The organism is Bacillus sp. BR3(2024), from assembly GCF_039134555.1.
GTDB lineage: Bacteria > Bacillota > Bacilli > Bacillales > Bacillaceae_G > Bacillus_A > Bacillus_A cereus.
Map to the genome: position 1 here is coordinate 4,061,772 of NZ_CP152433.1, position 25,721 is coordinate 4,087,492.

Consider the following 25,721-nt stretch of genomic DNA (forward strand, 5'->3'; position numbering starts at 1 on the left):
AATATAAAAACCCCCTCTTCACTTTGAAGAGGGGGACATAATCGTTCCTCCTCTTATTATGCAAAACATTCGTTTTGCAGGTATTAGCACCGTTTCAAACATTTCGTTTGAAGGTTGCCGGGTTTCACAGGGCCTTTCCCTCCACCGCTCTCAATAAGAGTTGTCTTTATTATTTTATTTATGTAGCTAAAAGGAAATGCGTTCCCCTTTTAACAATGTTTGTTAATTTTTTAATAAATTTAGCATGCACAAAAGTAAAAGTCAATGACACTTGCGGAAAAATAAAAATTATTTAAAATAAAGTTGCAATTCAGTTATATTTTATTGTAAAGTTAAAAACATAATAAAAATTTCATACGAACATTCTTATCTAGAGAGGTAGAGGGACTGGCCCTGTGACGCCTCAGCAACCATTAACATTTTGTTAATAAGGTGCTAATTCCAGCAAATTGTGAAAGATTTGACAGATGAGAAGAAGACTCTATTCAAACCGAAAGCCTTCTTCTTAGAAGGCTTTTTTTATTTTATATTCACTTAATGTTTCAATTTAAAAAGGAGGAATTTTCATATGTCAACAATCGAAACAAAACTAGCACAAATCGGAAATCGCAGTGAAACTACAACCGGAACGGTTAATCCACCAGTTTATTTCTCAACCGCTTATCGTCACGAAGGAATTGGTAAATCTACTGGCTTTGACTATTCACGAACTGGCAATCCAACTCGAGGTCTTTTAGAACAGGCGATCGCAGACTTAGAATATGGCGAACAAGGTTATGCCTGTAGTTCAGGGATGGCGGCTGTTCTCCTCGTCCTTTCTCTATTCCGCTCTGGAGACGAACTTATTGTATCTGAAGATTTATACGGGGGAACGTATCGATTATTTTCTGAGCATGAAAAAAAGTGGAATGTTCGATGTAGATACGTAAATACACAGTCTATTAAACAAATTGAGCAAGCTATCACAACTGAAACGAAGGCTATTTTCATAGAAACTCCAACTAATCCATTAATGCAAGTTACTGATATTGCTGCTGTCGCAACTGTAGCGAAAAGGAACGGACTACTCCTTATTGTAGACAACACTTTCTACACACCTTATATACAGCAACCATTAACAGAAGGTGCTGACATTGTACTTCATAGCGCAACGAAATATTTAGGGGGACATAACGATGTACTAAGCGGGCTTGTCGTTGCAAAAGGAAAGGAACTTTGCGAGGAAATCGCTCATTATCATAATGCATCAGGTGCAGTTTTAAGCCCATTTGACTCATGGTTATTAATTCGCGGTATGAAAACGTTAGCGCTTCGCATGAGGCAACATGAAGAAAATGCGAAAGCAGTTGTTGCGTATTTAAATGATGAAGACGGGGTGACAGATGTATTTTATCCAGGAAGAGGTGGCATGATCTCATTCCGCCTTAAAGATGAAGCTTGGATTAATCCATTCTTACAATCTTTATCCTTAATTACATTTGCCGAAAGTCTTGGTGGTGTAGAAAGTTTAATGACTTATCCAGCAACGCAAACACATGCTGATATTCCTGAAGAAATTAGAACAGCAAACGGCGTATGCAATCGTCTTCTTCGATTCTCAGTTGGCATTGAAAATAGTAACGATTTAATTCAAGACTTAAAGCAAGCAATTAAACTCGTAAAAGAAGGTGTAAGAATATGAGCTATTCTATAGATACACTCTTACTACACAACCAATATAAACACGACTCGCAAACAGGCGCTGTGAACGTTCCTATTTATAACACATCAACTTTTCACCAGTTTGATGTAGATACGTTCGGAAAATATGACTATAGCAGGTCAGGAAACCCAACTCGTGAAGCTCTTGAAGATATCATTGCTTTATTAGAAGGCGGAACAAAAGGATTCGCCTTTGCATCAGGCATTGCAGCGATTTCCACTGCATTCCTCCTTCTTTCACAAGGTGATCACGTACTCATTTCAGAAGATGTGTACGGAGGCACTTACCGAGTGATAACTGAGGTACTCTCCCGTTACGGTGTTTCACATACATTTGTTGATATGACCAATTTAGAAGAAATAAAACAAAACATTAAACCAAATACAAAGCTCTTTTATGTAGAAACACCTTCTAACCCACTTTTAAAAGTGACAGATATTCGCGAGGTTTCTAAACTCGCAAAATCTATTGGGGCTCTTACTTTTGTTGATAATACATTTTTGACACCACTATTCCAAAAACCACTTGAACTTGGAGCTGATGTCGTTCTTCATAGTGCTACAAAATTTATTGCTGGTCATAGTGATGTTACTGCCGGATTAGCAGTAGTAAAAGATTCAGAACTCGCTCAAAAGCTTGGATTTTTACAAAATGCATTCGGTGCTATTTTAGGACCTCAAGATTGTTCTCTCGTACTTCGCGGTCTAAAAACATTGCATGTACGCCTCGAACATTCAGCTAAAAATGCCAATAAAATCGCACATTATTTACAAGAGCACTCTAAAGTAAAAAATGTCTATTATCCGGGATTACAAACTCATCTCGGATTTGATATTCAACAATCTCAAGCAACATCAGCTGGAGCGGTCTTATCGTTTACTTTGCAGTCAGAAGATGCACTCCGCAAATTTTTATCAAAAGTAAAATTGCCTGTTTTTGCAGTTAGTTTAGGAGCTGTAGAGTCAATTCTTTCTTATCCAGCAAAAATGTCACATGCAGCACTGTCGCAAGAAGCTCGTGATAAAAGAGGAATCTCTAATTCATTACTTCGGTTATCAGTCGGTCTTGAAAATGTTAACGATTTAATATCCGATTTTGAAAATGCCCTTTCTTATGTAGAAGAACCTGTAAATGCATAGAGAAAAAGAAGATATGAGATTAGGTTTTCATATCTTCTTTTTATGCGGTTTAGCTATATTCATTTGAATTTCTTCTTTTCTTATAGTCCATAAAAAATAAAAGTATATCATCTATTTCTAAATAATGGATTAATTGATATATTAAGAAATAAAAAGGGGTGAAAATAATGGATACTTGTGCAGATATTTTAATCGTTATCGATTTACAAAATGGCGTATGTTATAGCGAGGAGCATTTATTTGATTTACAGAACTTACTAAAAAAAGTAAATAAAAGAATTTATTCATATAGAAAATTAAATAAACCAATCCTTTTTGTTCAACATTGTGATGATGATTTAGTACCCGAGAAAGAACTTTGGGCTATTCATACCGATCTAGATGTTCAAGAACAAGATTTTTTTGTAAGAAAAACACATGCAAATTCATTTTATAAAACAAACTTAAAAGAAATTTTAGATCAATTATCTGTAAATCGCATTGAATTTTGTGGCGCCCAAACAGAGTACTGTATGGATGCAACGATTAAGTTTGCCCACGGACTAGGATACGAAAACTTTATGGGACAGAAAACAACCTCTACGTTGAATAATCCTTTTATGTCCGCAAAAGAGACAATTGATTTTTATGAGAACATATGGAATCACAGATTTTTAACGTTGCTAAAAGATGAATTTTAGAATAAATGACTAATGACTTGATCATCCTAAGATTTATCAGCCGTAATCAAATATTTCATTATCACCATAAAGAAGCGAATGACATTCAGCTTCTTTTCTTTTAACCTGTTTTATATTCTATATATATCATTATAATTCCTTTGTCATATTATTTTAAAAATTTCGTATATTCATTTGAAAGAATAAGAAAATCATGATAAAATTGTGTTACAAATATATCTATATCTTTCAATTTTTAAAACGCATCGAAATTTTCACCCAAAAATGTCATTTTACAAAAACATGCTAATTTACCTATTTTATTTACATCCGGGTCTCTTTTCTTACAATTTCTTTACTTTAGGACTTTTTTTCTGCAACAACTATTTTCTTTTCTTTAAATTTTTGGTATGTATAGTATGGTATAATAGCTCACACGGAGGTGGAAAAGAACATGTTAGAAACCTTTCAAAAAGAATTAGAACTATATGAAAGTAATGCAGAATTATTAAAAGTGCTAGCTCATCCTGTTCGTTTATGTATCGTAAAAGGATTAATCGAGCGCGGTCCAAGCAACGTTTCTACAATGTATACTGGCTTAAACATGCCACAATCTACAATTTCACAGCATTTAGCAAAATTAAAAAGCGCTAAAATCGTTTCTAGTGAAAGAAAAGGATTGGAAATTTATTACAAAGTAGAGAATGAAACAATCATTCAACTCGTTCGTGTATTATTAGGTTAGGGACTAATAATCGCAGAAAAAGAACGTATTCTATATTTTTTATCTCATATCTTTAATATAAATATATATCATGAGAGGAAATATATAATACTACATAAGTCGTATTAAAAAACAAGACACAGTATATACTGTGTCTTGTTTTTTATATTGTTACATACTGATCCAAATGTAAATGTTGCATATCTTTTGTATGTATAACAACATCAAACGAACTCCCTACTCCTCCATTTAAAATCATAGAACGAACTGCTCGATTTTGTTTTTGCGTTTCAGAAAAAGGATTCGTATCTTGATGGCTCGTAAGCTGTTCTAATATCCCTGCAGCTAACAAGAACTCAGATTGTTTCTTATGCCATACTGCACTCATTCCTTGCATACTAAAGATCTCCTTTAGCTCGTCCCAATGAACATGAGTAGTAAGATCCATTTCACCTGGATGCGCTAGTGGGTTACGCATTAGCTTATGCTGATAATATCCTCGCAAACTTCCTTCGCGGTGTGCTGGATGCATCCATTCTTCTTTTGTGTATCCGTAATCAACTGTAATACATATACCTTTTTGAAACCATTTCGAAATTTCTTTTATATACTCCTCCATAACAATTGGTACTTCAAAACGTTGCCCTTCAGCAATATAAATATTATATTTCAATAAATAGCGACCAATTCTTTTATTTAACGGCCTACATACTTCTGAAAGGTTTCCTTCCTCTGTATATGTAATACGTACTTCATACAATATACCATTTCTTTTCTCAATTACTTCAACAGGAAATGCATCAAACAACTCATTCGAAAAAAGAATTCCCTCGAAAGAATCTCCCATTTCACTATAGGAGGTATAGTACGATACATTAGAAAATGAGCCAAGTTGCTCCTGCTGTAATTTCCTATGAAAAGGGCTCACTTCAATCATTGAATAGTTTAAATTAATAAAGGTGTTTGGAGATAATTGCTTCCATTCTTGTAAAACATCATAGGCAAACTTCCCTGTTCCCCCACCAACCTCACAAATATTCGAAGCAACTTCACCATTTTCAACAAGACGAATAAAAAGTTTAGCAAAAGTTTTTGCAAAAACAGAGGATACATTGCTACTTGTAAAAAAATCCCCTTGTCTTCCAATCTTTTCACGTTCTTTCATATAATATCCATGACCCTCCGTATACAATACAAGGTTCATATACGTACTATATGAAATTGAATAATCCTTTTCTTTCCCCATCCATTCTCTTAAAATGAGCTCCATTCCCATAATAACTCCTTATTGTAAAAACGGATTATTTTCTTTTTCAAAGCCAATGCTTGTTTCTGGACCATGTCCACATAACACCGCTGTTTCATCTGGTAATACAAATAATTTCTCTTCAATACTTCCAATTAATTCAGCAAAACTTCCACCAGGCAAATCTGTTCTTCCAATGCTCATTTGGAACAATACATCTCCTGAGAATACAGCATTCGCTTCTTTACTATAATAAGAAATACTTCCTGGAGAATGTCCTGGTGTCTCAAAAACTTCAAAATTAAATGATCCAATTGTTAATGTACCTTCTGCATCAATAATATGATCCGCTGGTTTTGCTGTAATACTGCGGTTCATCATAAAAATTTGAGAGCCGTTTACAGTTGCATCTCCTAACCAATCTGCTTCTTCTTTATGTACGTACACAGGAATATAAAAAGCGTCTCTTACGGCATCAACAGCACCGATATGATCAAAGTGAGCATGTGTTAATAAAACAGCCAATGGTTTTAATTGTTCTTCTTGTAAATATGTAACGAGCTTTTCACCTTCATGACCAGGGTCAAAGATAATGCACTCTTTTTGATCGTTCATTAAAATATAAGCATTTGTTTGTAATGGGCCTAACGGCATTTGTATCCATTTCATATAAAAATCTCCTCCAGTTATTAAAAACTTACTTTTAATGATACAACATTTCTTTCTCTGAGGAAAAGAAAGGATGCTATCTCGACAATCATTTTTAAAACATGTACAATATAAAAGAGTAAATATTCCAAAAACTCATAATAAGAAATGGGTAGACAGAGGAGGATATTGTATGGGCCTTGTTATTATTTTTACACTTGTCACTCTGTTAGCTGTATTTGCTACGCTTAGAACACTTCGTGAAAAAAACTTTTTCGCGAGCGGCTTTGCAATTGCAACTGTACTCGTTTTCGGATGGTTTACGATCATGACTGTTCTATATAACGGGTATCCACCAGCAGCTTAATTCGTTTACACTTTATTCTTCATCGAGATTTTACACAAAAAGAGGAAGGGTTCCCCCTTCCTCTTTTCATATTTCACAACTTATATCATCTTCGCTTCGTATTTGTGCTTTTTTACAAGCCAAGCTCCTCCGATAACACCTGCATCATTACCAAGTGTTGCAATAGCTAACTTCGTGCTCTTTACAGCACGTGAGAAAGCGTATTGCTCGAAATAGCGTTGAATTGGTTCTAATAGCGCATCTCCAGCTTTAGACACGCCTCCACCAATAACAATTTTCTCTGGGTTCAATGTACTAGAAAGGTTCGCTACAGCTAATCCTAAATAAGAAGCTACTTTTTCTACTACTTCACCTGCTAATTCATCACCTTGTCCAAGTGCTTCAAAGACATCTTTTGATGTAATACGTCCTTCTTCAGCTAACATAGAACGCAACACGCTCTCTTTATTAGTCTCTTGTATTTTTTGCATAGCAACACGTACAATACCTGTCGCAGATGCTACTGTTTCTAAGCAACCAGACTTCCCGCAATTACATGGGAAAGCATTTTCTGTAACGACTGTAATATGTCCAATCTCACCAGCAGCACCACTCACGCCGTGTACAATCTCACCATTGGCGATTACACCACCACCAACGCCCGTACCAAGTGTCATACAGATTAAATCTTTTGCACCTTCACCAGCACCTTTCCACATTTCACCAAGCGCTGCTAAGTTCGCATCATTATCAATAACAACAGGTAATCCTGTTTCTACTTCTAATAAATCTTTTAGCGGATAGTTTTTCCATCCTAAATTAACCGCTTCATAAATCATTCCAGACGCCACATGTACAGGACCAGGAGCTCCCATACCAATACCAATTAATTTGCTCTTCAATTCGCCTAATTCTTCTAGCTTTTTATCAATTGCTTTCGCAACATCAAGTGTAATATGTTTTCCTTGCTCACCTGTATTCGTAGGGATTTCCCACTTATGTAAAATTTCACCGTATACATTAATAAATGCTAATTTAATCGTTGTACCACCAAGGTCAACACCAACTAACCATTTCTCTTCCATGTTGCTTACCTACCTTTATCTAATTCTTATTTAGCTCTTTTTGAATTTCTTGCTTCAATAAAAATAAAGCTGTTTGATAGTCTTGTGGATCGATTAGCTGTGATTGATTTAATTCACGCAATTCATCTTGCATTAATTGTAAATCTGCAATTCGATCTCCCGTATAAATAATCGTACCAAATTTCTTTAGCAATTGCTGAATATCATAAATAGATACCATTTCATCACCCTCTATGCTCACTTACTATAAAAAATTATAATAAGAAAACGTTCACATATTTCATTATAATCAAGAAGAAAAAGTCTCGTCAATTTTTATTTGTCTATACAAGCTTATTTATAAGCAGTGTTCCTTTTTCTGTAATAATTTTTTCTATGTTTTTATCAAATGGCTCTACTGGAATGTGTTTTACCATTTGAAAATCATACGCTAATGACAGCGTTTTCCCTTTATAATGCACGAGATAACGATCATAATAGCCACCGCCGTACCCAATTCGCTCTCCTCGTTCTGTATAAGCTACGCCTGGGACAATTTGAAGATCAATTTCATCCATATTCACTTCTTCCGTAAGCCCGGGAATCGGTTCACGTAAATTCATATACACCGTTTCTAATTGATCAAAATCATTAATTTGCCGGAAGGACATCGTTCTAGTTCCTTTATTACACTTAGGAACTACAACTTTCTTTCCTTCTTCCCAAGCTTTTTCGATAATAGGATATGTATTCACTTCATTTTCCATTGAAAGAGTAATTCCAATTGTTTTAGCTTCAACCCACTCTTTTTGCGCATACAACGAAAATGCAATCTGTTCTGATAAAGTTGTATACTGTTCTTCTGATAAAGAATTCATGTGTTCTATTATTTGTTTACGTAAACGTACTTTCTCTGCTTTCACACATTCTCCCCCTTACAGTGACACTTTACTCTATGCTGATAGTGTATCACTTTTAACATAGGAATCGAATAAAAAAAGAAACAGTAGGAAAATATTCCTACTGCTTACTTTGTTTCACGGTGTAACGTAGACTTCTTGTCACGCTTGCAATACTTTTTAAGCTCGATACGCTCAGCGTTGTTACGTTTATTTTTCTTTGAGATATAGTTACGATCTCCGCATTCTGTACATGCTAGAGTAATATTCACACGCATTCTTATTTCCCTCCAGTACTAATAACTTAAATCAGACTATACTATAATACCACTTTTAAAATAAAAATTCTACACCTTTTGATATTGTCTAATTTTTTCTATAAGATTTTTCATATTTTCCCTTGCTATTACTGGGTTTCTAGCATGTGAATACACCAAAAATTTTGGTTGTTTTGTGTCAGAAACGATATAAGACCACTCTTTTTCAGTATATTTGAACTGTACTCCTTCAAATATACCTTCTCCCTTCCTTTCTATATCATCCAATAATTTCCTCATAATTTCCCCTTTTTCATTCCATGAACATACCACTTCATCATAAAGTAAATAGAGCGGAGGTGATTGCTCTACTATGCTGAGAAACGTTTTTCCTTGCAATGCTATTAGCTCGAATAATTTTCCAATCCGATATAAAATATCTCGCTTCCACCTTACTTGAAACGACTTTCTTTCATCCTGCGTATAAAATAGAAGATAACATTCTCCTAACTTCAAAGACATTGGGTAAATATTTCCTGTCGATTCGAGTAAGAAATCTGGAATATCGACCTCTTCCAAATCTGTACCTTGGTAAATATTACTATGTTTATCGTATAACTCGAAATGATTTCCTTGCTCAGAAAACATAAGAGCCATATTCGCTTTACTTGATTTCATCAAAGCTTTCACATGATCTTTTTGTTCGCTTGCATAAATCCATGTAACTGTACAACCAAGTCTTTGTAGAAAGAGCATAAGTAAATGTTGCAACGTATCATTTCTCTTATTAATAAGAAGATGAAACTTCTGCATCTGTATTTTCTCGATATCAATATGCCCCAATATAACTTCTATATACTCATTCATAGAAACATGAACCAGCTTATTTCGCCCCATCTCTTTCTCATGCACGTAATAAAACAATTCGGACATATATACTTGTTCTATCTCTTTTTGCTGCTTATACGTTAACGGCATGCCAGCTTGACCATACAACTTTATAACAATCTCATTCTCATTCTCCACTTGAATGAAAACCCCACCTGCACATTGCAAATGATGAACACTATATTGAAAAAGTGACTCGTTCATTTCTTTACATTCCATCGTATGAATCCCTATACCATGAATAGCATGTAAAAATAAATTTTTATAAGAGGTTGTTTCTATATTTTCTTGACTTCCAATTAATATACTTTCTCCTTTTTTAAAAAGAGAACCATACGCCATCGCAATCTTCACGATAAACTGGGGAGTAATTTCAACATTCCCTCTTCCTACAATGCGGCTTTTTTGTAACCACCCTGCACTCATTTCACTCTCTTGAATACCAGCCGCTCCTACTATCGAATGACTATCAATCGCCTTATAAGGCCATAGTTTTCCTTTTTGCTTAATTACCGTACTTCTTCCGATGTGACAGTGATCCGCTACAACACTTTTTTGAAACAGTGTAACATCATCTTCAACTATTGTACGCTCTCCTATTGTCGTTTCTAATAGTTCACAATACTTCCCAATGTGGGTATTTGCAAAAACAATACTTTTTTGAAGATGAGAATAATTTGAAACGATACTATTTTTCCCAATAATAGAATATGGCTCAATTACAGCTCCTGTACCAATCTTTGCTCCTTCTCCAATAAAAGAGGGGCCATGAATTTTCGTCCCTTTACCAATCGTCACCCCTTCTCCCATCCATACCATCGGTAATACTTCTGTATAAGGAATAGGTACTTGTAACTTTTTCGTTAACAAATCAAATTGTGCTTGTCGATATTGATTAAATGTGCCGATATCTAACCAATAACCTTCTGACAAATATGCGAATAACACATTTTTGTTTGCCAATAACGGAAACACATCATGACTGAAATCAAAAAATTGCCTAGGCGGTATGTAAGAAAAGATTTCTGGCTCCATAATATATATGCCTGTATTCACAACATTAGATACTACCTCATTCCAGCCCGGCTTTTCTATATATCGTGTAACCTCCTGGTCTTTATTCATTACAACCAATCCAAATGAGAGTGGATTTTCTACTTCTTTCACAAACAATGTTACCATTCTTTTCTTTTGTTCATGAAACCTAATTCCTTCTGATAATTGAAAGTCAGTTAATGCATCCCCGCTTATCACAACAAATGTTTCATCTAAAAATTGTTCTGCTTGTTTAATACTCCCTGCTGTGCCAAGCGGAGGAGAGTCTTCAAAATAATACAAGTTAACTCCCCATTTACTACCGTCACCAAAATATTGCTTAATGGTCGTACTCATATATTGAACAGTAATTGCAATTTCACGAATACCATGCTGGCGTAATAACTCAATATTATATTCTAAAACTGGTTTTTCTAATAATGGTAACATCGGCTTTGGAGTATTACATGTTAATGGTCTAAGGCGCCTTCCTTTTCCTCCAGCTAAAATAACCCCCTTCATATACTTCAGCCTCCACTTATATAATGTTCAGTAACTCCATATACCATATGTATATTCCCTATCCCACATGAACTAGCAGCATAAACTTGATTAGTTAAACACATCCTCATTTAGAAGACTATATAATTAAATTTCTAACCTATAAAAAAGTACATTTCAAACAACAAGAAAGCGCTTACTATAAATTGGTAAATAATACTTATTAACGACAAACATATATACTAATTTTTCCATTACATTATGATACATCTTATCATCATAAACTAAAGGAAACAACGAGCTTTTTTTGTCATGTTTTGACTAAAAAAAGCAGGTGATTTCTCATCACCTACTTTCATTCCTACTCATTCAATAAATAATGCTTTCCTTTTACTAAATAAAAGACATTTTCAGCAATATTTGTAATATGATCTGCTACACGCTCAATATATCTCGCGACAAATGATAATTGTGTAATTTGCGTAATTGCTTCTGGTTGTTCCGGAACTGAAGATATAAACTCACGAATTGCTTTTCCATATATTTCATCAACGGAATCATCCATTTCAGCAATTTGTTTTGCAAAAGTTAAATTTTCTTGTTCATATGCTTCTAACGCTAAATGCAACATCTCATTTGCAACCGCAAACATTTCATCTAGGTTGTGCAAACTAACAGCCACTTCTTTTTCCCCAAGACGAATTGTAGCCTTTGCAATATTAACAGCATGATCTGCAATGCGCTCTAAATCTGTCGCTGTTTTAATTGAAATAAAAATCCTTCTTAAGTCACTTGCTACAGGTTGCTGCTTCGTAATGAGCATAAGCGCAAGATCGTTTATTTCCTCTTCTAAATTATCCATGCGGTAATCACCATCAATGACCTCTAACGCTTTCTCTACATCTCTTGTATGCAGACCTTCCATAGCAATCAATAAAGCCGCATTTGCTAATTCTCCAAGCTCAATCACCTTTTGCTGTAACGCTTTTAAATCACCTTGAAACTGTTCTCTTACCATTTTTCTTCCCCCTCAATATTATGTGCCATTATATAAAAGTGAAACTTTAATCAACCCTCATCAATCGGGATTTGATAGGCAGCAAGATCCCCTCCCTAACTTCTTTGCTTTCGCTAAATTTTAAGGTGGGGGTCTTACTGCCCGCAAATAGCGGGGTAAATCTCCTACATAGCCTCTTACGCTTGTAATAAAACTTAAGATAAGGAGAAGTATTACTTCTTTATTAACAGTAAGATAAAATAAGAAATGCCCTCTGTTAAGAGGGCATTTGCTCTTAGCTTTGAAACGATATCAACCAAAGCGACCTGTAATATAATCTTCTGTACGCTTATCTGAAGGAGTCGTAAATAATTTGTTTGTATCTGTATACTCCACAACTTCCCCGCTTAAGAAGAAAGCTGTTTTGTCTGAAATACGCGCTGCTTGTTGCATATTATGCGTTACGATAACAATACTAAAATCTTTCTTTAGCTCTTGAATTAATTCTTCTACTTTTAATGTTGAAATTGGGTCTAATGCCGATGTTGGCTCATCCATTAAAATAACGTCTGGCTCAATAGCTAAGCAGCGTGCGATGCATAGACGCTGTTGCTGTCCACCAGATAAACCGTATGCATTATCGTGCAAACGATCTTTTAACTCATCCCAAATCGCTGCTCCACGTAAACTTTTTTCAACAATTTCATCTAATGTCTTTTTGTCACGAATACCATGGATTTTTGGACCGTATGTTACATTCTCATAAATAGATTTTGGAAATGGATTTGGCTTTTGGAACACCATTCCTACATGCGTTCTTAATTCTTCAACTGGATATGATTTATCAAATATATTGCGTTCTCTATACTCAATTACACCTGTAGTTCGAACGATCGGTACTAACTCTACCATGCGATTTAATGTTTTTAAGTAAGTTGATTTACCACAGCCACTTGGACCGATAATGGCTGTAACTTCATTCTCATGAATACTTAAATTAATATCTTTTAAAGCATGGTCTTCCCCGTACCATAAATTTAAATTTTTCGTATCAAATACTACCTTCTTTGGCGCAGTCTCGATTTTCTCTTCGTTTTTCACCTGTACATTTACTACTGTTGCTACCATTTGAATTCCCCTTTCATCCACTTCCAACTTATTTTCGATTTCGTAACCATAAAACAAATATATTGATAAATAGCAACAAACCTAACAAAACAATCATCCCAGCTGCTGCTACATACTGAAATTCTTCTTGTGGCCTACTCATCCAATTAAAAATTTGAATTGGTAGAACTGTAAATCTATCAAACATACTAAATGGAACATAATTCGCAAACGCAAGTGCCCCAATAACTAATAGTGGTGCAGCCTCTCCAATTGCTCTTGATATCGCTAACGTACAGCCCGTTATAATCCCTGGGAAAGCATATGGCAATACAATTTGATACATCGTTTGCCACTTCGTAGCACCTAATCCGTAAGAACCCTCTAATAAAACACTTGGTACTGATCGAATTGCTTCTTGACTCGCCACAACAACTGTTGGTAAAACGAGTAGACTCATCGTCAATGCTGCTGCAACTATACTCTCTCCTAAATGAAGAGCATATACAAAAATAGTTAAACCAAGCAATCCAAATACAACGGATGGTACTCCTGCCAACGTTTGATTATTAATCTCTATTATTTTTTTAAATAGAGATTCCTTCGCATATTGCTCTAAATAAAGTGCTGTTCCAACTCCAAATATAAAAGAAACAGGTATAACAATACTCATAAATAATATTGTCCCTGACAAAGCTGCAGCAATACCAGCTTCTTTCGGATTACGTGAAGCGAAATTTGTAAAGAAATCTATTGAAAGATAACTTATACCTTTTTCAACAATTTGAAACAGTAACAAAAACAAAATTACGATTGAAAATAAAATTGCTATATAAAATAACAATTTGTAAATTCGATCTTTTAAAAAGCGTGATGCCATATTTTTTTGTATTTTTTTATGATTCAACATTCGCATATTATGTCATCCTCCTAAAACGGCGCATAATTGACTGCGAAATGATGTTCATAATAAAGGTAAACAAAAATAACGTTGCGCCTACAGCATACATGCTGTAATACGTAATCGTTCCATGCGGAGCATCACCTAAACTTACTTGCACAATATAGGCTGTTAACGTTTGAATAGAATGTGTCGGATCAAGCGATACATTTGGTGTGGATCCTGCTGCAATTACAACGATCATCGTTTCACCAATTGCACGAGAAGCTGCTAATATAATTGCTGCCATAATCCCTGTAAAAGCGGACGGAAACACCACTTGTTTTACCATTTCAAACCGCGTCGCTCCGAGTGCTAATGAAGCTTCTTTCGTCCCTTTCGCCACAGATCTCATCGCGTCTTCAGATAGAGATGCAATTGTAGGCATCATCATAAATCCGATAACGATTCCTGGACTAATCGCATTAAAAAACTGTAAATCTGGTATAATCCTTTGTAAAAGCGGTGTAACAACTGTTAATGCAAAAAAACCATATACAATTGTCGGGATACCTGCTAATAGCTCTAACATCGGCTTTAATATTTTCCGTGCACTATTTGAAGCATATTCGCTTAAAAATACGGCACACGCTAAACCGATAGGAATTGCTACAAACATAGCAATTGCTGTTACAAGGAACGTTCCACATATAAGTGGTAATATACCGAATTTAGGATCTTCAAAAAATGGTAACCATTCTTTCTCCGTTAAAAAGGAGTATAATGATATTTTTTGAAAAAACATGATTGTTTCATTAGAGAGCGTAAAAACAATTCCAAGTGTCGTCACAATAGAAACACTAGCAATTATTTTTAGTAATAAAGGCACTATTCGATTGATTCGCTGCGTTTTTTTTCTTTGTTTTGTATTTCTTTCAATCAAATGTTGTACAGAAAATGTAATTTGACTTTTGTCATTATGAGCCAAAGATGAAAACCCCTTTCCACCCTGACATTACCTTTTTATTTCTGTTAACATACGCAGCTGTTCATTGTATTTTTCTTTTCTTAATTTTACATATCCGACCTCTTCAGCGAGGTTACCGACATGCTGAATCATAAACTCAACATAGTTTGCTACATTCATTTTATTTCGGATAGATGCATTATTCACATAAGTAAGTAGCGGCCTAGATAACGGCTTATACTTACCTGATTGAATGGTCTCTTTCGTCGGAAATACACCATTTACTTTTATTGCTTTCACCTTATCTCGATTAGCCATATAATAAGCATATCCTACAAAAGCAATGGCATGTTTATCATTCATTACCCCTTGCATAATAACTTGATCATCTTCAGACAAAGAGACTTTTTTTACAATGCGATGATTTTGTAAGATGACATTTTGAAAATAATCATACGTACCAGAGTCTACGCCTGGTGCATAAAACTTCACTTGTTCACGTGGCCATGTTGAATGAATTTGTGACCATCGCTTCTCTCTTCCATCTTCACTCCAAAGTAGTCGTAACTCGTCTACTGACATATCGTCTACCCATGTATTATGGCGATTCACAACAATCGTAAGACCGTCGTTAGCAACCTCAAAAGGTGTGAACTGAATAGAGTTTTTCTTCATTTCATTTTTCTCGACTTGTTTCATTACTCTCGAAGCATTATTTATATCTACTTCTCCTTTACTGAAACGATTAAATCCTCCCCCAGTTCCAGAAATACTGATGGAAATTTTCACGTCTGGATGCACCTTTGTATATTCCTCCGCTACTGCTTCTATAATAGGAAAAACCGTTGAGGATCCATCAACTCTCACTTCTCCCGTATCATTTAAAGCAAATGCAGTAGACATTTCAAAACAGAGGAACCATATTGATAATACGAAAACTTTAATCGGTGTACGCATCCATTTCACGTGTTCTTCCTCCTAGAAGTAACCGGAAATAACAGGATTACAGATATAAGAATACTGCTAAACTATTAATTCGGTTTTAATTGTTTGTAAAAGTTTTGTAAAGTTCCAAAAAAATCAACATACGGTACAATTTTAATTCAGTAGTAGCTATTCATTTCCTCTGATGATTTCCCTATAAAACAGTTATCCCCTATCCCATCATATACAAGTATCATTTATACGGCCGCGTTTTTTCAATGTTGTATACTTGTCCACATTTATTACACGATATGCATAAACCATAAAAAAAAGCACACTATCTTTTCAGATAGTGTGCTTTTTTACAACTTTTTTATTCATCATCTTGCTCTTTATTTTTATTGTCTTTATCATCTTTTGGAGCTTCACCATTTACTTCCTTGTTTTTCAAATCAAAGTAAGCGTCCATAATTTCACGACCAATATATCCATTAATACCAGTCTTATCATCATGTACCCATGGAACGACAACAGAGAATGCTACTTCTGGATCTTCAAGTGGCGCATAACCTACTAATGTTAAGTTATATGTTTCCACACGTTCACCTTTTGCATTTCTACCAATCTCTTTATCTCCACCATACACAGTTTGCGCCGTACCCGTCTTCCCTGCCGCTTTATATTTTGCACCTGTAAAGTATTTTGTAGCTGTACCACCTGAATCATTATACACTTGTCTAAATCCTTCTTGAACATGTTTAATTTGCGATTCCGGCATATCAATACGATTTAATACTTTCGGTTCCATAGATTGAACAACTTTCCCAACTTCATCTGGTTTCACTGCCGGTTGACGAATTTCTTTTACAACTTGTGGTTGCATGCGATATCCGCCATTGGCAATCGTCGAAATATATTGCGCTAATTGAAGCGGTGTATACGTATCATACTGTCCAATTGATAAATCTAGTAAGAAACCTGGTTGACTACTTCTACCCATCTGACCAGCAGATTCATTCGGTAAATCAATTCCTGTTTTTACACCAAGTCCAAACTGTCCAAAATAATAACGCATCGTATCAAATGCTTTTTGAGGTATATCTAACGTACCACCTCTCACATATTTAACACCGGCGATATTCATCGCTGTTTTAAACATATAAACGTTAGAAGACATTTTTAAAGCTGTAAGGTCATTAATGTATCCCATCGTTTTCCAAGACGACTTCGTAGGTGTACCTTTTAATTTAATTGGTTCATCCAATTGCACCGATCCTGGTTGAATCGCACCAGTTTGATATCCAGTAAGTACTGTTGCACCTTTTACAGTTGATCCCATCGGATAAGAACTTGTCATGGTACCTAATGCAAAGTCATTTACTTTCGTTTGACCATCTTCGTTAACTAATTGTTTCCCCGCCATAGATAAAACTTCACCATTTTTTGGGTTCATCATTACAACGAATGCGCGATCTAAAAGAGGTTCGCTTCCTTTAAATCTCATTAAATTCTTCGCAAGAATATCTTCCACACGCTTTTGTAATTCCATATCAATTGTTAAATTCAGATCATTACCACTTTGTCCTTTTGATACATTAATCGTTTCTAAAATATTACCGTTTTTATCTGTAACATTTCTAACTTCTGCTTTCGTACCGTGCAGACTATCTTCATACTGTTGTTCAAGATAACTTTTTCCTACTCGGTCATTTCGATTATAATCACGAACAAGATAGTAATCTAGTCTTTCTCTCGGTAAGCCTTCATCAGATGTCGACACCCCACCTAGTACACTTCGGAATAAATCATCGTACGTATATTTTCGCTCCCAATCAACATTCGTATCTACACCTGGTAATGCTGCTAGGTTTTCACTAATAATCGAATATTCCTTTTCTGTAGCATCCTTTTTAATAACTTGAGGTGTCATTGCATATCCGCCGTCCATCTTACTTTTAATCGCTAGTATTTCTAGATCTTTTGCGGATAATTGATTAATCTCTTCTTCTGTTACACGACTTCGCTGACGCTCGTCTAATTCTTTATCATCAATTTTTTTATCTTTAAACTCTTGACGATCTTTATTCGTAATTTTTTCTTTAGCTTCCTCTTTATGCATAGCAAGCCAATAATCTTTTTTATCGCGATCTGTTAATTTATCTGTCGGTACTTCAATCAAATCTGCTAGCTTTTTCGCTGTTTCTAAGCGATCTTCTGCAGTTGATCCTTTCATTTTTGTAAATGTAATAGTACGAACGGCTGCATTATCTACTACAGGTCGCCCATAACGGTCAAATATTTTCCCACGCGGTACAGGATTACTTATCGTTGAGTTTTCTTTCTTCTCCACTTCATTCTTATATTCTTCACCGCGAACAATTTGTACATATCCGAGCCTTACAATAACCGCGGAGAACATTAAAAACACGCAGAAAAACAGCACGTTTAACCGAAAAGGAACGTGGGTCTTTTTCTTATTTTGCTTCTGCTTCTTGCTCATACAAACCCCCTCTACCAACAGCTATGTAATGTGAAAGGGACACCTTCATACAGGTGTCCTCACTGCTGTCTTACATCTTTTTCTATTCTAGCATAAAACAAACGAGAAGTTAACCTTCTGGTTCAGTTTGATTTTGCGCGTTCCCTTGCGTTACAACACTTGCTTTACTCGCATTTCCCTCATCATATTTGACATTTTTAACTGCAAAATAAATAAGAAAATGTCCAGCACCTAAAATACATAATAAGTAAGGTAAACTTTTTTCAGGTGGAAAGAATAGTACAGCACATAAAAAACTTAAAATGGAACAGATTCTTCCGGCGTTTAACCACAACTCCCGAACAACGACATATTCCACACGCCATTCTCTCGCATTTTTCGCTCTACCAATTACGTCATATGTCATTGATCCGTACGGAACAAGTAAAATAGGATATGCAATTGCAATACATGCCGCATAAATAAGTAATTTCGTGTATGTAACATTGAAAATAACTAAAAAGACGACAGCATATAAAATAATGCCTCCAAGTAAAATTGCTTTTTTTCGCCACTCCTTCTTTAACATACGAGCAACTAAGTAATAACATACAAAGGATACAGCAGAGTTCACTAAACTGTATTTCCCTAATGCAAACTCACTATTAGTTGCTAAATAAACATATACTGAAATGACAAAAATAAACGTTCCTTCTCTCAATCCTTGGAAAAAATGAGCTCGTGTAATCTTTCCCCAATTTTTATCAATCCGTCGTTCTTTCAATACTTGCACGATTTCATAACGCCCTTCACATTCTCTTTTAGATAAAAAGAAGCTTAAGACGACAGCAATTGCAAATAGAACTAATGAAAGAAAGAATATAACAGTATAGCCACTCCATTTCTCCATACGTGAAATTGTGTATCCTGCTGCTATTGGTCCAATCATTCCAGAGAAGGATGTAAGAAGTCCAAGAAACCCATTAAAGAAATCTCTTGTTTCTGGTTCTGTAATTTCAAATGTCAATAAGTTAAAAGCCAACCAGTAAAAACCGTATCCTACTCCTAAAAGAGCCCCCATTAATAAAATATACTGAGAAGCACTTTTCCCTGCTACTAAGACAACAATAAAAAAAATTGCGAGCGTCCCTACTCCTATTCGTAATAAAATCGAGCGATCGATACGTTTCGCTAATTTTCCCCCTACAAGAAATGTGAGAGGCTGTAATACCACGCTGGCTAAATTATACAAGCCAAGATTCACATAATTTTGTGTTTGTTTCCATAAATAAATATTTACAAACGTATTCGATAAAGAAATTGCGAGCGTGTATAAACCTCCTATAAGGAGCAATAACACTAAATCCCGATTCACTTCAACGTCACCAATTATATGTTTCCATTTCATACACAACTCTCCTTTACTTCATGTTCTAGTCTTCCAAAGACAAGCCCAATTATGTAAAAGGAAAGCATAGAAAAAAGCTAGGAGCTCTCCCCTAGCTTTTTCTATATTTATTACGATTATTTTGCTTCTTGGTAACGTTTTTCAGCAGCGTTCCAATCTACAACGTTCCAGAATGCGCCGATGTAGTCTGGACGACGGTTTTGGTAGTTTAAGTAGTAAGCATGCTCCCAAACATCTAAACCGATAACTGGAGTTTTACCTTCAGTTAAAGGAGAATCTTGGTTTGGAGTGCTTGTTACTTCTAACTCACCATTGTTTACTACTAACCAAGCCCAACCAGAACCGAAGCGAGTTGCGCCAGCTTTTGCGAATTCTTCTTTGAATGCATCGAAGCTACCGAATTTTGCTTCAATTGCAGTTGCAAGTTCACCTACAGGTTGTCCTCCGCCGTTTGGAGATAGGATTGTCCAGAAGAATGTATGGTTAGCATGTCCGCCACCATTGTTACGTACTGCTGTACGGATTGCTTCTGGTACTTCGTTTAAGTTTGCAACTAATTCTTCTACGCTTTTGTCAGCTAATTCTGCATGACCTTCTAAAGCAGCGTTTAAGTTTGTAATGTACGTGTTGTGATGTTTTGTATGATGGATGTTCATTGTTTCTTTGTCAAAGTGAGGCTCTAAAGCATCATACGCATAAGGTAAATTTGGTAATTCGTGTTTTGCCATTGTTATATTCCTCCCAGTTTATGTATTGCCACTTAAGTGACATACAACTTCATTCTACCCTAATTGCCATAGGGTGCAAACAAATAAATCACATTGTCTTGCTATCATTAAAGTAGCAAAATTCCCACTTCTTTTCAATTAAAATGCTCATATATTCCGTAAAAAAAGCTTCCTTCTACAAGGAAGCTTCCTGCTAACATAATAAACATGCGAAATGGATATGGACCCTGTAGGACTCGAACCTACGACCGGACGGTTATGAGCCGTCTGCTCTAACCAGCTGAGCTAAGGGTCCACAATTATGTATGTAACAACATATCAAATAGAGGAATTCCTATCGGATATGCTCTTTAAGAAATGTAAGATAAATTTACCATATAGAAAAGAAAAGTGTCAATTGTATTTTTCTTATTTAAAAGAAGAAAGTTAATAAAAGAAATTTAGTTATCTCCACTATATGTAAATATAATATATCTTGAGATTCTCTAGATTCCTACGTTACAATGATTTTATACATACATAAAGGAAGTGAATCTATGTCCATATTTACCCAATTCGTAAAAAGCATATACTCGCCTAAAGATATGGCGCTATTCCGTTTTCAAAAAATCGGTAAAACCATTTTGTATATTATGCTACTTTGCTTAATTACTACTATTCCAAGAACTTTTTTGTACGGTAGTTTTATCCAGGATGGTGTTGGCATGGTAAATCAAGTCATCGATAAAGATTTACCTGATTTTAAAATCGAAAATGGCGAACTAAAAGCCGATATTGATCAACCTATTGAAAAAGAAGAAGGAAATACACTTTTCGTATTTGATCCAAATTCAACAGACCTAGAAAAATATCAAAATAAAACAGGTTTATTTGTTTTAAAAGATAAAGTAGTCTCTATGGGAAATGGTCAAACACAAACGTATTCTTATAACGATTTGTTAGGTGCATCCCTGGAGAAAAAAGATTTACAAGAATTTATTTCTTTATTCGATAATATTTATCCAATTTTATTATTTGTTATTGGATTCTTAGTGTACCTATTCCAATTATTCATCACTTTTGTAGGCGTGACTTTACTTGCGTTCATCGGTTCTGCTATGAGCGGTCAACGTAAACTATCCTATAAACAAGTTTGGACACTAACTGCATACAGCTACACAATCCCAACCATTTTCTTCATGATTATGGATTTATTCAAAATCGTCGTACCTGGAGCAACGTTCATTTATATCGCTGTTGTTTTAATCGTTCTATACTTAACGATTAAAGAGGTACCCAAACCGAAAGAAAAATAAAAAATGCCTAAATAGGCATTTTTTTTTTGGACAAGCATATATTCCTAGCAAAGGAGTGAAGAATATGAAGAGATTAGGTATATTCCTATTCGTGCTTGTTCTCGGTTATATATTTTATTACGATATAAAAATCGGTACTTTACCGATGTTAAGTTCATATAAAAAAACAACTGCTGCTCAAACAATTAAAAAAGAAAACACAGACAGTCAACAAAATAAAGCGAACAAAACAGAAAAAGAAACGGATGTATCTTATAAAACAATTGAAGTAAAAACTGGTGAGACAGTTCTTTCTATTACAGAACAAATTAACAAGAAAAAAATTCCTTCCATAGAAAAAGTCATTGACGACTTTAAACAATTAAACAAAAGTACATCTGCTACAAAAATACAAATTGGAAAGTCTTATAAATTCCCGTTATATCAATAAGCTATCACTTAATCCTTGTCAATTACATAAAGGCGCTGATACAATAGTAAAAGTGAAACCGAGTACTTCGGTTTCTATAGCCCTATATCACGTATACTATCATTGATATGAGGGACTAAATAAGAAACTTCTTTTATAAGGAGAGCGATCTATTCGTGAATGAAATGACTCATCGTACAAAAACACGTCCAGTTAAAGTCGGTAATTTAACAATCGGCGGTAATAATGAATTAATTATACAAAGTATGACAACAACAAAAACACATGATGTTGAAGCAACAGTTGCTGAAATCAAGCGTTTAGAAGAAGCCGGCTGTCAAGTCGTCCGCGTTGCCGTTCCAGATGAACGCGCAGCAGATGCTATTGCTGATATAAAAAAACAAATCAACATTCCACTTGTTGCTGATATTCATTTTGATTATCGCCTTGCTTTAAAAGCAATTGAAGGTGGCATCGATAAAGTACGTATCAATCCAGGTAATATTGGTCGTCGCCATAAAGTAGAAGCTGTTGTAAATGCAGCAAAAGAGCGCGGTATTCCAATCCGTATCGGTGTAAACGCTGGTTCATTAGAGCGACACATTTTAGAAAAGTACGGGTACCCAACTGCAGATGGTATGGTTGAGAGCGCGCTACATCATATTAAAATTTTAGAGGACTTAGATTTCCACGATATTATCGTATCTATGAAAGCCTCTGATGTTAACTTAGCAATCGAAGCATACGAGAAAGCTGCTCGTGCTTTTGATTATCCATTACATTTAGGTATTACAGAATCTGGAACATTGTTTGCCGGAACTGTAAAAAGTGCTGCTGGTCTTGGAGCAATCTTAAATAAAGGCATCGGAAATACACTACGTATTTCATTAAGTGCTGATCCAGTTGAAGAAGTAAAAGTTGCTCGCGAATTATTAAAATCATTCGGTCTTGCGTCTAATGCAGCAACACTTATCTCTTGTCCAACTTGTGGTCGTATTGAAATCGATTTAATTAGCATTGCTAACGAAGTGGAAGAATACATCTCTACACTTCAAGTACCAATTAAAGTTGCAGTACTTGGTTGCGCTGTAAATGGCCCTGGTGAAGCTCGTGAAGCTGATATCGGTATTGCCGGTGCACGTGGAGAGGGATTATTATTCCGTAAAGGGCAAGTCGTTCGTAAAGTACCAGAAGAAACAATGGTAGAAGAACTGAAAAAAGAAATCGACGTAATTGCTGCTGAAATGGCTGCTGAACGAGAAAAAGAAAAAGAGACACAAGAACAATAAAAAGAAGGTTGCCACAATATTTGTGAGCAACCTTCTTTTCTACGTAAAAAAGCTCGTCAGTTACATAACCGACGAGCTTTTACTTTGCACATTTTGGACAACGACCATATATTTCAAACTTATGACCCGTTACTTCATAACCAGTAAAATCTTTATTCATAAAATCCATTGGGCAGGAAGTAATCTCTTTCGTCCCCCCACAATCCAAACAAATAAAATGATGATGATGTTCCATAATAGAACAAGTAAAACGAAAATGTTTTTCGCCATTTAATTCCGTTTGTTCTAAAACACCAATCTCAGCAAAAACTGTTAAGTTACGATAAATCGTATCAAAACTAAGCCCTGGATAATCGTCTTTCATATGTTCTAAAACGTCTTTCGCAGTTAAATAACGATTATGTGCTGCAAATAATCTGAGCATCTCTTCTCTTTTTCCAGTATGTTTATATCCTTTTTCTTTCATTAGGCGTAAAGCTTCTGTTAGATTCATACCTATCCCTACTTTATGCAGTTTTTTTCTTCTTCCATAAAATCGCACCGATTAAAATAAGAACTGCTATCATAACAATTGTACCACCTGGCGCTAGATCAAGTTGATACGAAGCAAACATTCCACCAATTACTGCAATTTCACCAAATAAAATGGAAAAGAAAATTGTTTGTTTAAATCCTTTAGCAATACGAATACTTGCTGCAACTGGTAATGTCATTAATGATGATACGAGAAGAACCCCCACTACACGCATTGATACTGCAATGACAAGAGCAACTAATATAATGAAAATAAAGTGAATCCATTTCGCTCTTAAACCAGTTGATACTGCGTATTCCTCATCAAATGATAATAGAAACAGCTCTTTATATAATAAAATAATTGTCGCAACAACAACAATTGCTACAATCCCAATAATAATTAAATCTGTACTTGTTACAGCACTGACACTACCAAATAAATAACTAAATAAGTCTGTGTTAAATCCATTTGCAAGTGAAATGAAAATAACTCCAACCCCCATCCCTGCCGAAAGGATAATTGGAATTGCTAATTCTTGATAGTGCTTATATACAGTTCGTAACTTTTCGATTAGTAGCGCTCCACCAATCGAGAAAATCATCCCCATATATAAGGGGTTTAAAAATCCACCTGTAAAAATGGTTTTTTCAAGTAATAAACTTGCTGCAATACCCGATAACGTCACGTGACTTAATGCATCCGCAATAAGAGATAAACGACGAATAACAACAAACACACCAATTAGCGGTGCAACAAGTCCAATTAAAATACCTGCGTATAAAGAATTTCGTAAAAAGTCATATTGTAAAAAATCTTGTATCATTATATCCTCCCGTGATGCTCATGTTCGTGTTCTAAACGATGAACATGATGTCCATATAAGACGGACATTTCTGCATCTTCTAACTCTCGGAACTTCTCTACATTTCCATGGAAATGTAGATGTTGGTTTAGGCATGCAACATGTGTTACTTTTTCAGTAACAGCTCCCATATCATGAGTAACAAGAATTAATGTGATCCCGAGCCTTTTGTTTAAATCCTCTAATATTTCGTAAAAACTTTCCACATTTTTCACATCGATTCCAACAGTAGGCTCGTCCAAAATAAGCAATTCAGGATCACTAACGAGCGCACGAGCAATAAATACACGCTGTTGCTGTCCACCAGAAAGCTCTCCAATGTTACGACCTTGAAACTCACTCATCCCTACATCAGCAATTGCTTTTTCTACCTTTTTTTTATCCTCTTTTGTAAAAAAGCGAAAAAGCCCTTTTTTCGAAACAAGTCCCATTGAGACAACTTCAGAAACAGTTGCTGGAAAACCAGAATTGAAACTATTTGCCTTTTGGGATACATAACCAACTTTGTTCCATTCCTTAAACTTCTTACTATCAACGCCAAACACGCGTATGCTTCCTTCTTTTGGCTTTAAAACGCCTAATAAACACTTAAGTAAAGTTGATTTACCTGAACCATTCGGTCCCACTAAACCTAAAAAAGCTCCCTTCGGAACTTGCAAATTAATATTTTCTAACACATTCCGATCTTCATATCGGAATGTTAAACCTTCAATTTCTAATATATTATTCATAGCATCTCACCTATTTTAAT

General features: G+C 35.3%; 26 protein-coding genes, 1 tRNA gene and 2 riboswitches. Of the genes, 8 read left to right on the forward strand and 19 right to left on the reverse strand.

The window, feature by feature from the left end; translation table 11 throughout:
- Positions 1–50 precede the first annotated feature (50 nt).
- Positions 51–160, reverse strand: a riboswitch (SAM riboswitch).
- A gap of 203 nt (positions 161–363) precedes the next feature.
- Positions 364–474: riboswitch (SAM riboswitch) on the forward strand.
- Between the two features lie 94 nt (positions 475–568).
- From metI to V7S45_RS20880, 4 genes are all read left to right on the forward strand, one after another.
- Positions 569–1,681, forward strand: a complete 1,113-nt coding sequence (gene metI, locus V7S45_RS20865) for a cystathionine gamma-synthase/O-acetylhomoserine thiolyase (protein ID WP_000103897.1) — start codon at positions 569–571, stop codon at positions 1,679–1,681.
- On the forward strand, positions 1,678–2,841 hold the full coding sequence (gene metC / locus V7S45_RS20870) for a cystathionine beta-lyase (protein WP_000122299.1): 1,164 nt from the start codon (positions 1,678–1,680) through the stop codon (positions 2,839–2,841). The genes metI and metC overlap by 4 nt, the downstream gene beginning before the upstream one ends.
- A gap of 167 nt (positions 2,842–3,008) precedes the next feature.
- Positions 3,009–3,521, forward strand: a complete 513-nt coding sequence (locus V7S45_RS20875) for a cysteine hydrolase family protein (RefSeq protein ID WP_000379156.1) — start codon at positions 3,009–3,011, stop codon at positions 3,519–3,521.
- 433 nt (positions 3,522–3,954) lie between these two features.
- Positions 3,955–4,245, forward strand: a complete 291-nt coding sequence (locus V7S45_RS20880; RefSeq protein WP_000894377.1) for a metalloregulator ArsR/SmtB family transcription factor — start codon at positions 3,955–3,957, stop codon at positions 4,243–4,245.
- 142 nt (positions 4,246–4,387) lie between these two features.
- Here the strand turns inward: V7S45_RS20880 and V7S45_RS20885 are convergent, their stop codons facing one another.
- Together V7S45_RS20885 and V7S45_RS20890 are read right to left on the reverse strand one after the other, a co-directional pair.
- Positions 4,388–5,500 (reverse strand): SAM-dependent methyltransferase, encoded by a 1,113-nt coding sequence (locus V7S45_RS20885; RefSeq protein ID WP_000525154.1) that lies wholly within the window; start codon positions 5,498–5,500, stop codon positions 4,388–4,390.
- A gap of 9 nt (positions 5,501–5,509) precedes the next feature.
- Positions 5,510–6,139, reverse strand: coding sequence for an MBL fold metallo-hydrolase (locus tag V7S45_RS20890; RefSeq protein ID WP_000871231.1), 630 nt, complete (start codon positions 6,137–6,139; stop codon positions 5,510–5,512).
- Between the two features lie 172 nt (positions 6,140–6,311).
- Here V7S45_RS20890 and V7S45_RS20895 point away from each other — a divergent pair, with 172 nt between their 5' ends.
- On the forward strand, positions 6,312–6,485 hold the full coding sequence (locus V7S45_RS20895; RefSeq protein WP_000524852.1) for a DUF2759 domain-containing protein: 174 nt from the start codon (positions 6,312–6,314) through the stop codon (positions 6,483–6,485).
- 80 nt (positions 6,486–6,565) lie between these two features.
- Here V7S45_RS20895 and glcK read toward each other — a convergent pair whose 3' ends face one another.
- From glcK to V7S45_RS20965, 14 genes are all read right to left on the reverse strand, one after another.
- Positions 6,566–7,549 (reverse strand): glucokinase, encoded by a 984-nt coding sequence (gene glcK / locus V7S45_RS20900; protein ID WP_000391704.1) that lies wholly within the window; start codon positions 7,547–7,549, stop codon positions 6,566–6,568.
- Positions 7,550–7,568: 19 nt separating this feature from the next.
- Positions 7,569–7,769, reverse strand: a complete 201-nt coding sequence (locus V7S45_RS20905) for a YqgQ family protein (RefSeq protein WP_000253699.1) — start codon at positions 7,767–7,769, stop codon at positions 7,569–7,571.
- 103 nt (positions 7,770–7,872) lie between these two features.
- Positions 7,873–8,451, reverse strand: a complete 579-nt coding sequence (locus tag V7S45_RS20910; protein WP_000642749.1) for a 5-formyltetrahydrofolate cyclo-ligase — start codon at positions 8,449–8,451, stop codon at positions 7,873–7,875.
- Positions 8,452–8,555: 104 nt separating this feature from the next.
- Positions 8,556–8,705 carry a 50S ribosomal protein L33 gene (rpmG, locus tag V7S45_RS20915; protein ID WP_001265616.1) on the reverse strand — a complete coding sequence of 50 codons (150 nt, stop codon included), beginning with the start codon at positions 8,703–8,705 and terminating at the stop codon, positions 8,556–8,558.
- A 69-nt stretch (positions 8,706–8,774) separates the two neighbouring features.
- Positions 8,775–11,129, reverse strand: a complete 2,355-nt coding sequence (locus V7S45_RS20920; protein WP_089607634.1) for a sugar phosphate nucleotidyltransferase — start codon at positions 11,127–11,129, stop codon at positions 8,775–8,777.
- 340 nt (positions 11,130–11,469) lie between these two features.
- A complete protein-coding gene (phoU, locus tag V7S45_RS20925; protein WP_000251240.1) occupies positions 11,470–12,126 on the reverse strand; it encodes a phosphate signaling complex protein PhoU in 657 nt (218 codons plus the stop codon).
- A 291-nt stretch (positions 12,127–12,417) separates the two neighbouring features.
- Positions 12,418–13,233, reverse strand: a complete 816-nt coding sequence (gene pstB / locus V7S45_RS20930; protein ID WP_000226686.1) for a phosphate ABC transporter ATP-binding protein — start codon at positions 13,231–13,233, stop codon at positions 12,418–12,420.
- Positions 13,234–13,261: 28 nt separating this feature from the next.
- The gene (gene pstA, locus V7S45_RS20935; RefSeq protein ID WP_001242557.1) at positions 13,262–14,128 is read right to left on the reverse strand and encodes a phosphate ABC transporter permease PstA; all 867 of its coding nucleotides are present in this window, start codon (positions 14,126–14,128) and stop codon (positions 13,262–13,264) included.
- Between the two features lies 1 nt (position 14,129).
- Positions 14,130–15,080, reverse strand: a complete 951-nt coding sequence (pstC, locus tag V7S45_RS20940; protein ID WP_089607635.1) for a phosphate ABC transporter permease subunit PstC — start codon at positions 15,078–15,080, stop codon at positions 14,130–14,132.
- Between the two features lie 27 nt (positions 15,081–15,107).
- On the reverse strand, positions 15,108–16,025 hold the full coding sequence (locus tag V7S45_RS20945) for a PstS family phosphate ABC transporter substrate-binding protein (protein ID WP_000871830.1): 918 nt from the start codon (positions 16,023–16,025) through the stop codon (positions 15,108–15,110).
- 331 nt (positions 16,026–16,356) lie between these two features.
- Positions 16,357–18,483, reverse strand: a complete 2,127-nt coding sequence (locus tag V7S45_RS20950) for a penicillin-binding protein 2 (RefSeq protein WP_000038992.1) — start codon at positions 18,481–18,483, stop codon at positions 16,357–16,359.
- 109 nt (positions 18,484–18,592) lie between these two features.
- Entirely contained in the window at positions 18,593–19,870 is a 1,278-nt protein-coding gene (locus tag V7S45_RS20955; protein ID WP_000871384.1) for an MFS transporter, read from the reverse strand.
- A gap of 116 nt (positions 19,871–19,986) precedes the next feature.
- Positions 19,987–20,598 carry a superoxide dismutase [Mn] gene (gene sodA / locus V7S45_RS20960; protein WP_001052031.1) on the reverse strand — a complete coding sequence of 204 codons (612 nt, stop codon included), beginning with the start codon at positions 20,596–20,598 and terminating at the stop codon, positions 19,987–19,989.
- A 221-nt stretch (positions 20,599–20,819) separates the two neighbouring features.
- Positions 20,820–20,893 (reverse strand) — tRNA-Ile (locus V7S45_RS20965).
- Positions 20,894–21,134: 241 nt separating this feature from the next.
- On the opposite strand from V7S45_RS20965, the gene yqgB reads away from it, so the two are divergent.
- From yqgB to ispG, 3 genes are all read left to right on the forward strand, one after another.
- Entirely contained in the window at positions 21,135–21,893 is a 759-nt protein-coding gene (yqgB, locus tag V7S45_RS20970; protein ID WP_000021898.1) for a protein YqgB, read from the forward strand.
- A gap of 64 nt (positions 21,894–21,957) precedes the next feature.
- Positions 21,958–22,323: a protein YqfZ gene (gene yqfZ / locus V7S45_RS20975; protein WP_000825414.1), complete on the forward strand. Its 366-nt coding sequence runs from the start codon at positions 21,958–21,960 to the stop codon at positions 22,321–22,323.
- Between the two features lie 164 nt (positions 22,324–22,487).
- Complete coding sequence (gene ispG / locus V7S45_RS20980) at positions 22,488–23,591, forward strand: flavodoxin-dependent (E)-4-hydroxy-3-methylbut-2-enyl-diphosphate synthase (protein WP_153577907.1); 1,104 nt, start codon at positions 22,488–22,490, stop codon at positions 23,589–23,591.
- A gap of 79 nt (positions 23,592–23,670) precedes the next feature.
- Here ispG and V7S45_RS20985 read toward each other — a convergent pair whose 3' ends face one another.
- The 3 genes from V7S45_RS20985 to V7S45_RS20995 are packed head-to-tail and all read right to left on the reverse strand — an operon-like array spanning position 23,671 to position 25,701.
- Positions 23,671–24,084 (reverse strand): Fur family transcriptional regulator, encoded by a 414-nt coding sequence (locus tag V7S45_RS20985; protein ID WP_001054516.1) that lies wholly within the window; start codon positions 24,082–24,084, stop codon positions 23,671–23,673.
- Between the two features lie 13 nt (positions 24,085–24,097).
- Complete coding sequence (locus V7S45_RS20990; protein ID WP_000613815.1) at positions 24,098–24,931, reverse strand: metal ABC transporter permease; 834 nt, start codon at positions 24,929–24,931, stop codon at positions 24,098–24,100.
- Positions 24,931–25,701 carry a metal ABC transporter ATP-binding protein gene (locus V7S45_RS20995; RefSeq protein WP_001059662.1) on the reverse strand — a complete coding sequence of 257 codons (771 nt, stop codon included), beginning with the start codon at positions 25,699–25,701 and terminating at the stop codon, positions 24,931–24,933. Before V7S45_RS20995 ends, V7S45_RS20990 begins: the two co-directional genes overlap by 1 nt.
- Positions 25,702–25,721: the final 20 nt, after the last annotated feature.

What these genes read in the sequence shown, in the direction of transcription:
- V7S45_RS20950 (WP_000038992.1), bottom strand. Translation starts at nt 18,483, where the DNA reads ATGAGCAAGAAGCAGAAGCAAAATAAGAAAAAGACCCACGTTCCTTTT.
- yqfZ (WP_000825414.1), top strand. Translation starts at nt 21,958, where the DNA reads ATGAAGAGATTAGGTATATTCCTATTCGTGCTTGTTCTCGGTTATATA.
- V7S45_RS20955 (WP_000871384.1), bottom strand. Translation starts at nt 19,870, where the DNA reads ATGAAATGGAAACATATAATTGGTGACGTTGAAGTGAATCGGGATTTA.
- sodA (WP_001052031.1), bottom strand. Translation starts at nt 20,598, where the DNA reads ATGGCAAAACACGAATTACCAAATTTACCTTATGCGTATGATGCTTTA.
- glcK (WP_000391704.1), bottom strand. Translation starts at nt 7,549, where the DNA reads ATGGAAGAGAAATGGTTAGTTGGTGTTGACCTTGGTGGTACAACGATT.
- yqgB (WP_000021898.1), top strand. Translation starts at nt 21,135, where the DNA reads ATGTCCATATTTACCCAATTCGTAAAAAGCATATACTCGCCTAAAGAT.
- V7S45_RS20990 (WP_000613815.1), bottom strand. Translation starts at nt 24,931, where the DNA reads ATGATACAAGATTTTTTACAATATGACTTTTTACGAAATTCTTTATAC.
- V7S45_RS20880 (WP_000894377.1), top strand. Translation starts at nt 3,955, where the DNA reads ATGTTAGAAACCTTTCAAAAAGAATTAGAACTATATGAAAGTAATGCA.
- V7S45_RS20885 (WP_000525154.1), bottom strand. Translation starts at nt 5,500, where the DNA reads ATGGGAATGGAGCTCATTTTAAGAGAATGGATGGGGAAAGAAAAGGAT.
- V7S45_RS20905 (WP_000253699.1), bottom strand. Translation starts at nt 7,769, where the DNA reads ATGGTATCTATTTATGATATTCAGCAATTGCTAAAGAAATTTGGTACG.
- metC (WP_000122299.1), top strand. Translation starts at nt 1,678, where the DNA reads ATGAGCTATTCTATAGATACACTCTTACTACACAACCAATATAAACAC.
- phoU (WP_000251240.1), bottom strand. Translation starts at nt 12,126, where the DNA reads ATGGTAAGAGAACAGTTTCAAGGTGATTTAAAAGCGTTACAGCAAAAG.
- rpmG (WP_001265616.1), bottom strand. Translation starts at nt 8,705, where the DNA reads ATGCGTGTGAATATTACTCTAGCATGTACAGAATGCGGAGATCGTAAC.
- V7S45_RS20875 (WP_000379156.1), top strand. Translation starts at nt 3,009, where the DNA reads ATGGATACTTGTGCAGATATTTTAATCGTTATCGATTTACAAAATGGC.
- pstA (WP_001242557.1), bottom strand. Translation starts at nt 14,128, where the DNA reads ATGCGAATGTTGAATCATAAAAAAATACAAAAAAATATGGCATCACGC.
- ispG (WP_153577907.1), top strand. Translation starts at nt 22,488, where the DNA reads ATGACTCATCGTACAAAAACACGTCCAGTTAAAGTCGGTAATTTAACA.
- pstB (WP_000226686.1), bottom strand. Translation starts at nt 13,233, where the DNA reads ATGGTAGCAACAGTAGTAAATGTACAGGTGAAAAACGAAGAGAAAATC.
- metI (WP_000103897.1), top strand. Translation starts at nt 569, where the DNA reads ATGTCAACAATCGAAACAAAACTAGCACAAATCGGAAATCGCAGTGAA.
- V7S45_RS20985 (WP_001054516.1), bottom strand. Translation starts at nt 24,084, where the DNA reads ATGAATCTAACAGAAGCTTTACGCCTAATGAAAGAAAAAGGATATAAA.
- V7S45_RS20995 (WP_001059662.1), bottom strand. Translation starts at nt 25,701, where the DNA reads ATGAATAATATATTAGAAATTGAAGGTTTAACATTCCGATATGAAGAT.
- V7S45_RS20895 (WP_000524852.1), top strand. Translation starts at nt 6,312, where the DNA reads ATGGGCCTTGTTATTATTTTTACACTTGTCACTCTGTTAGCTGTATTT.
- V7S45_RS20890 (WP_000871231.1), bottom strand. Translation starts at nt 6,139, where the DNA reads ATGAAATGGATACAAATGCCGTTAGGCCCATTACAAACAAATGCTTAT.
- V7S45_RS20920 (WP_089607634.1), bottom strand. Translation starts at nt 11,129, where the DNA reads ATGAAGGGGGTTATTTTAGCTGGAGGAAAAGGAAGGCGCCTTAGACCA.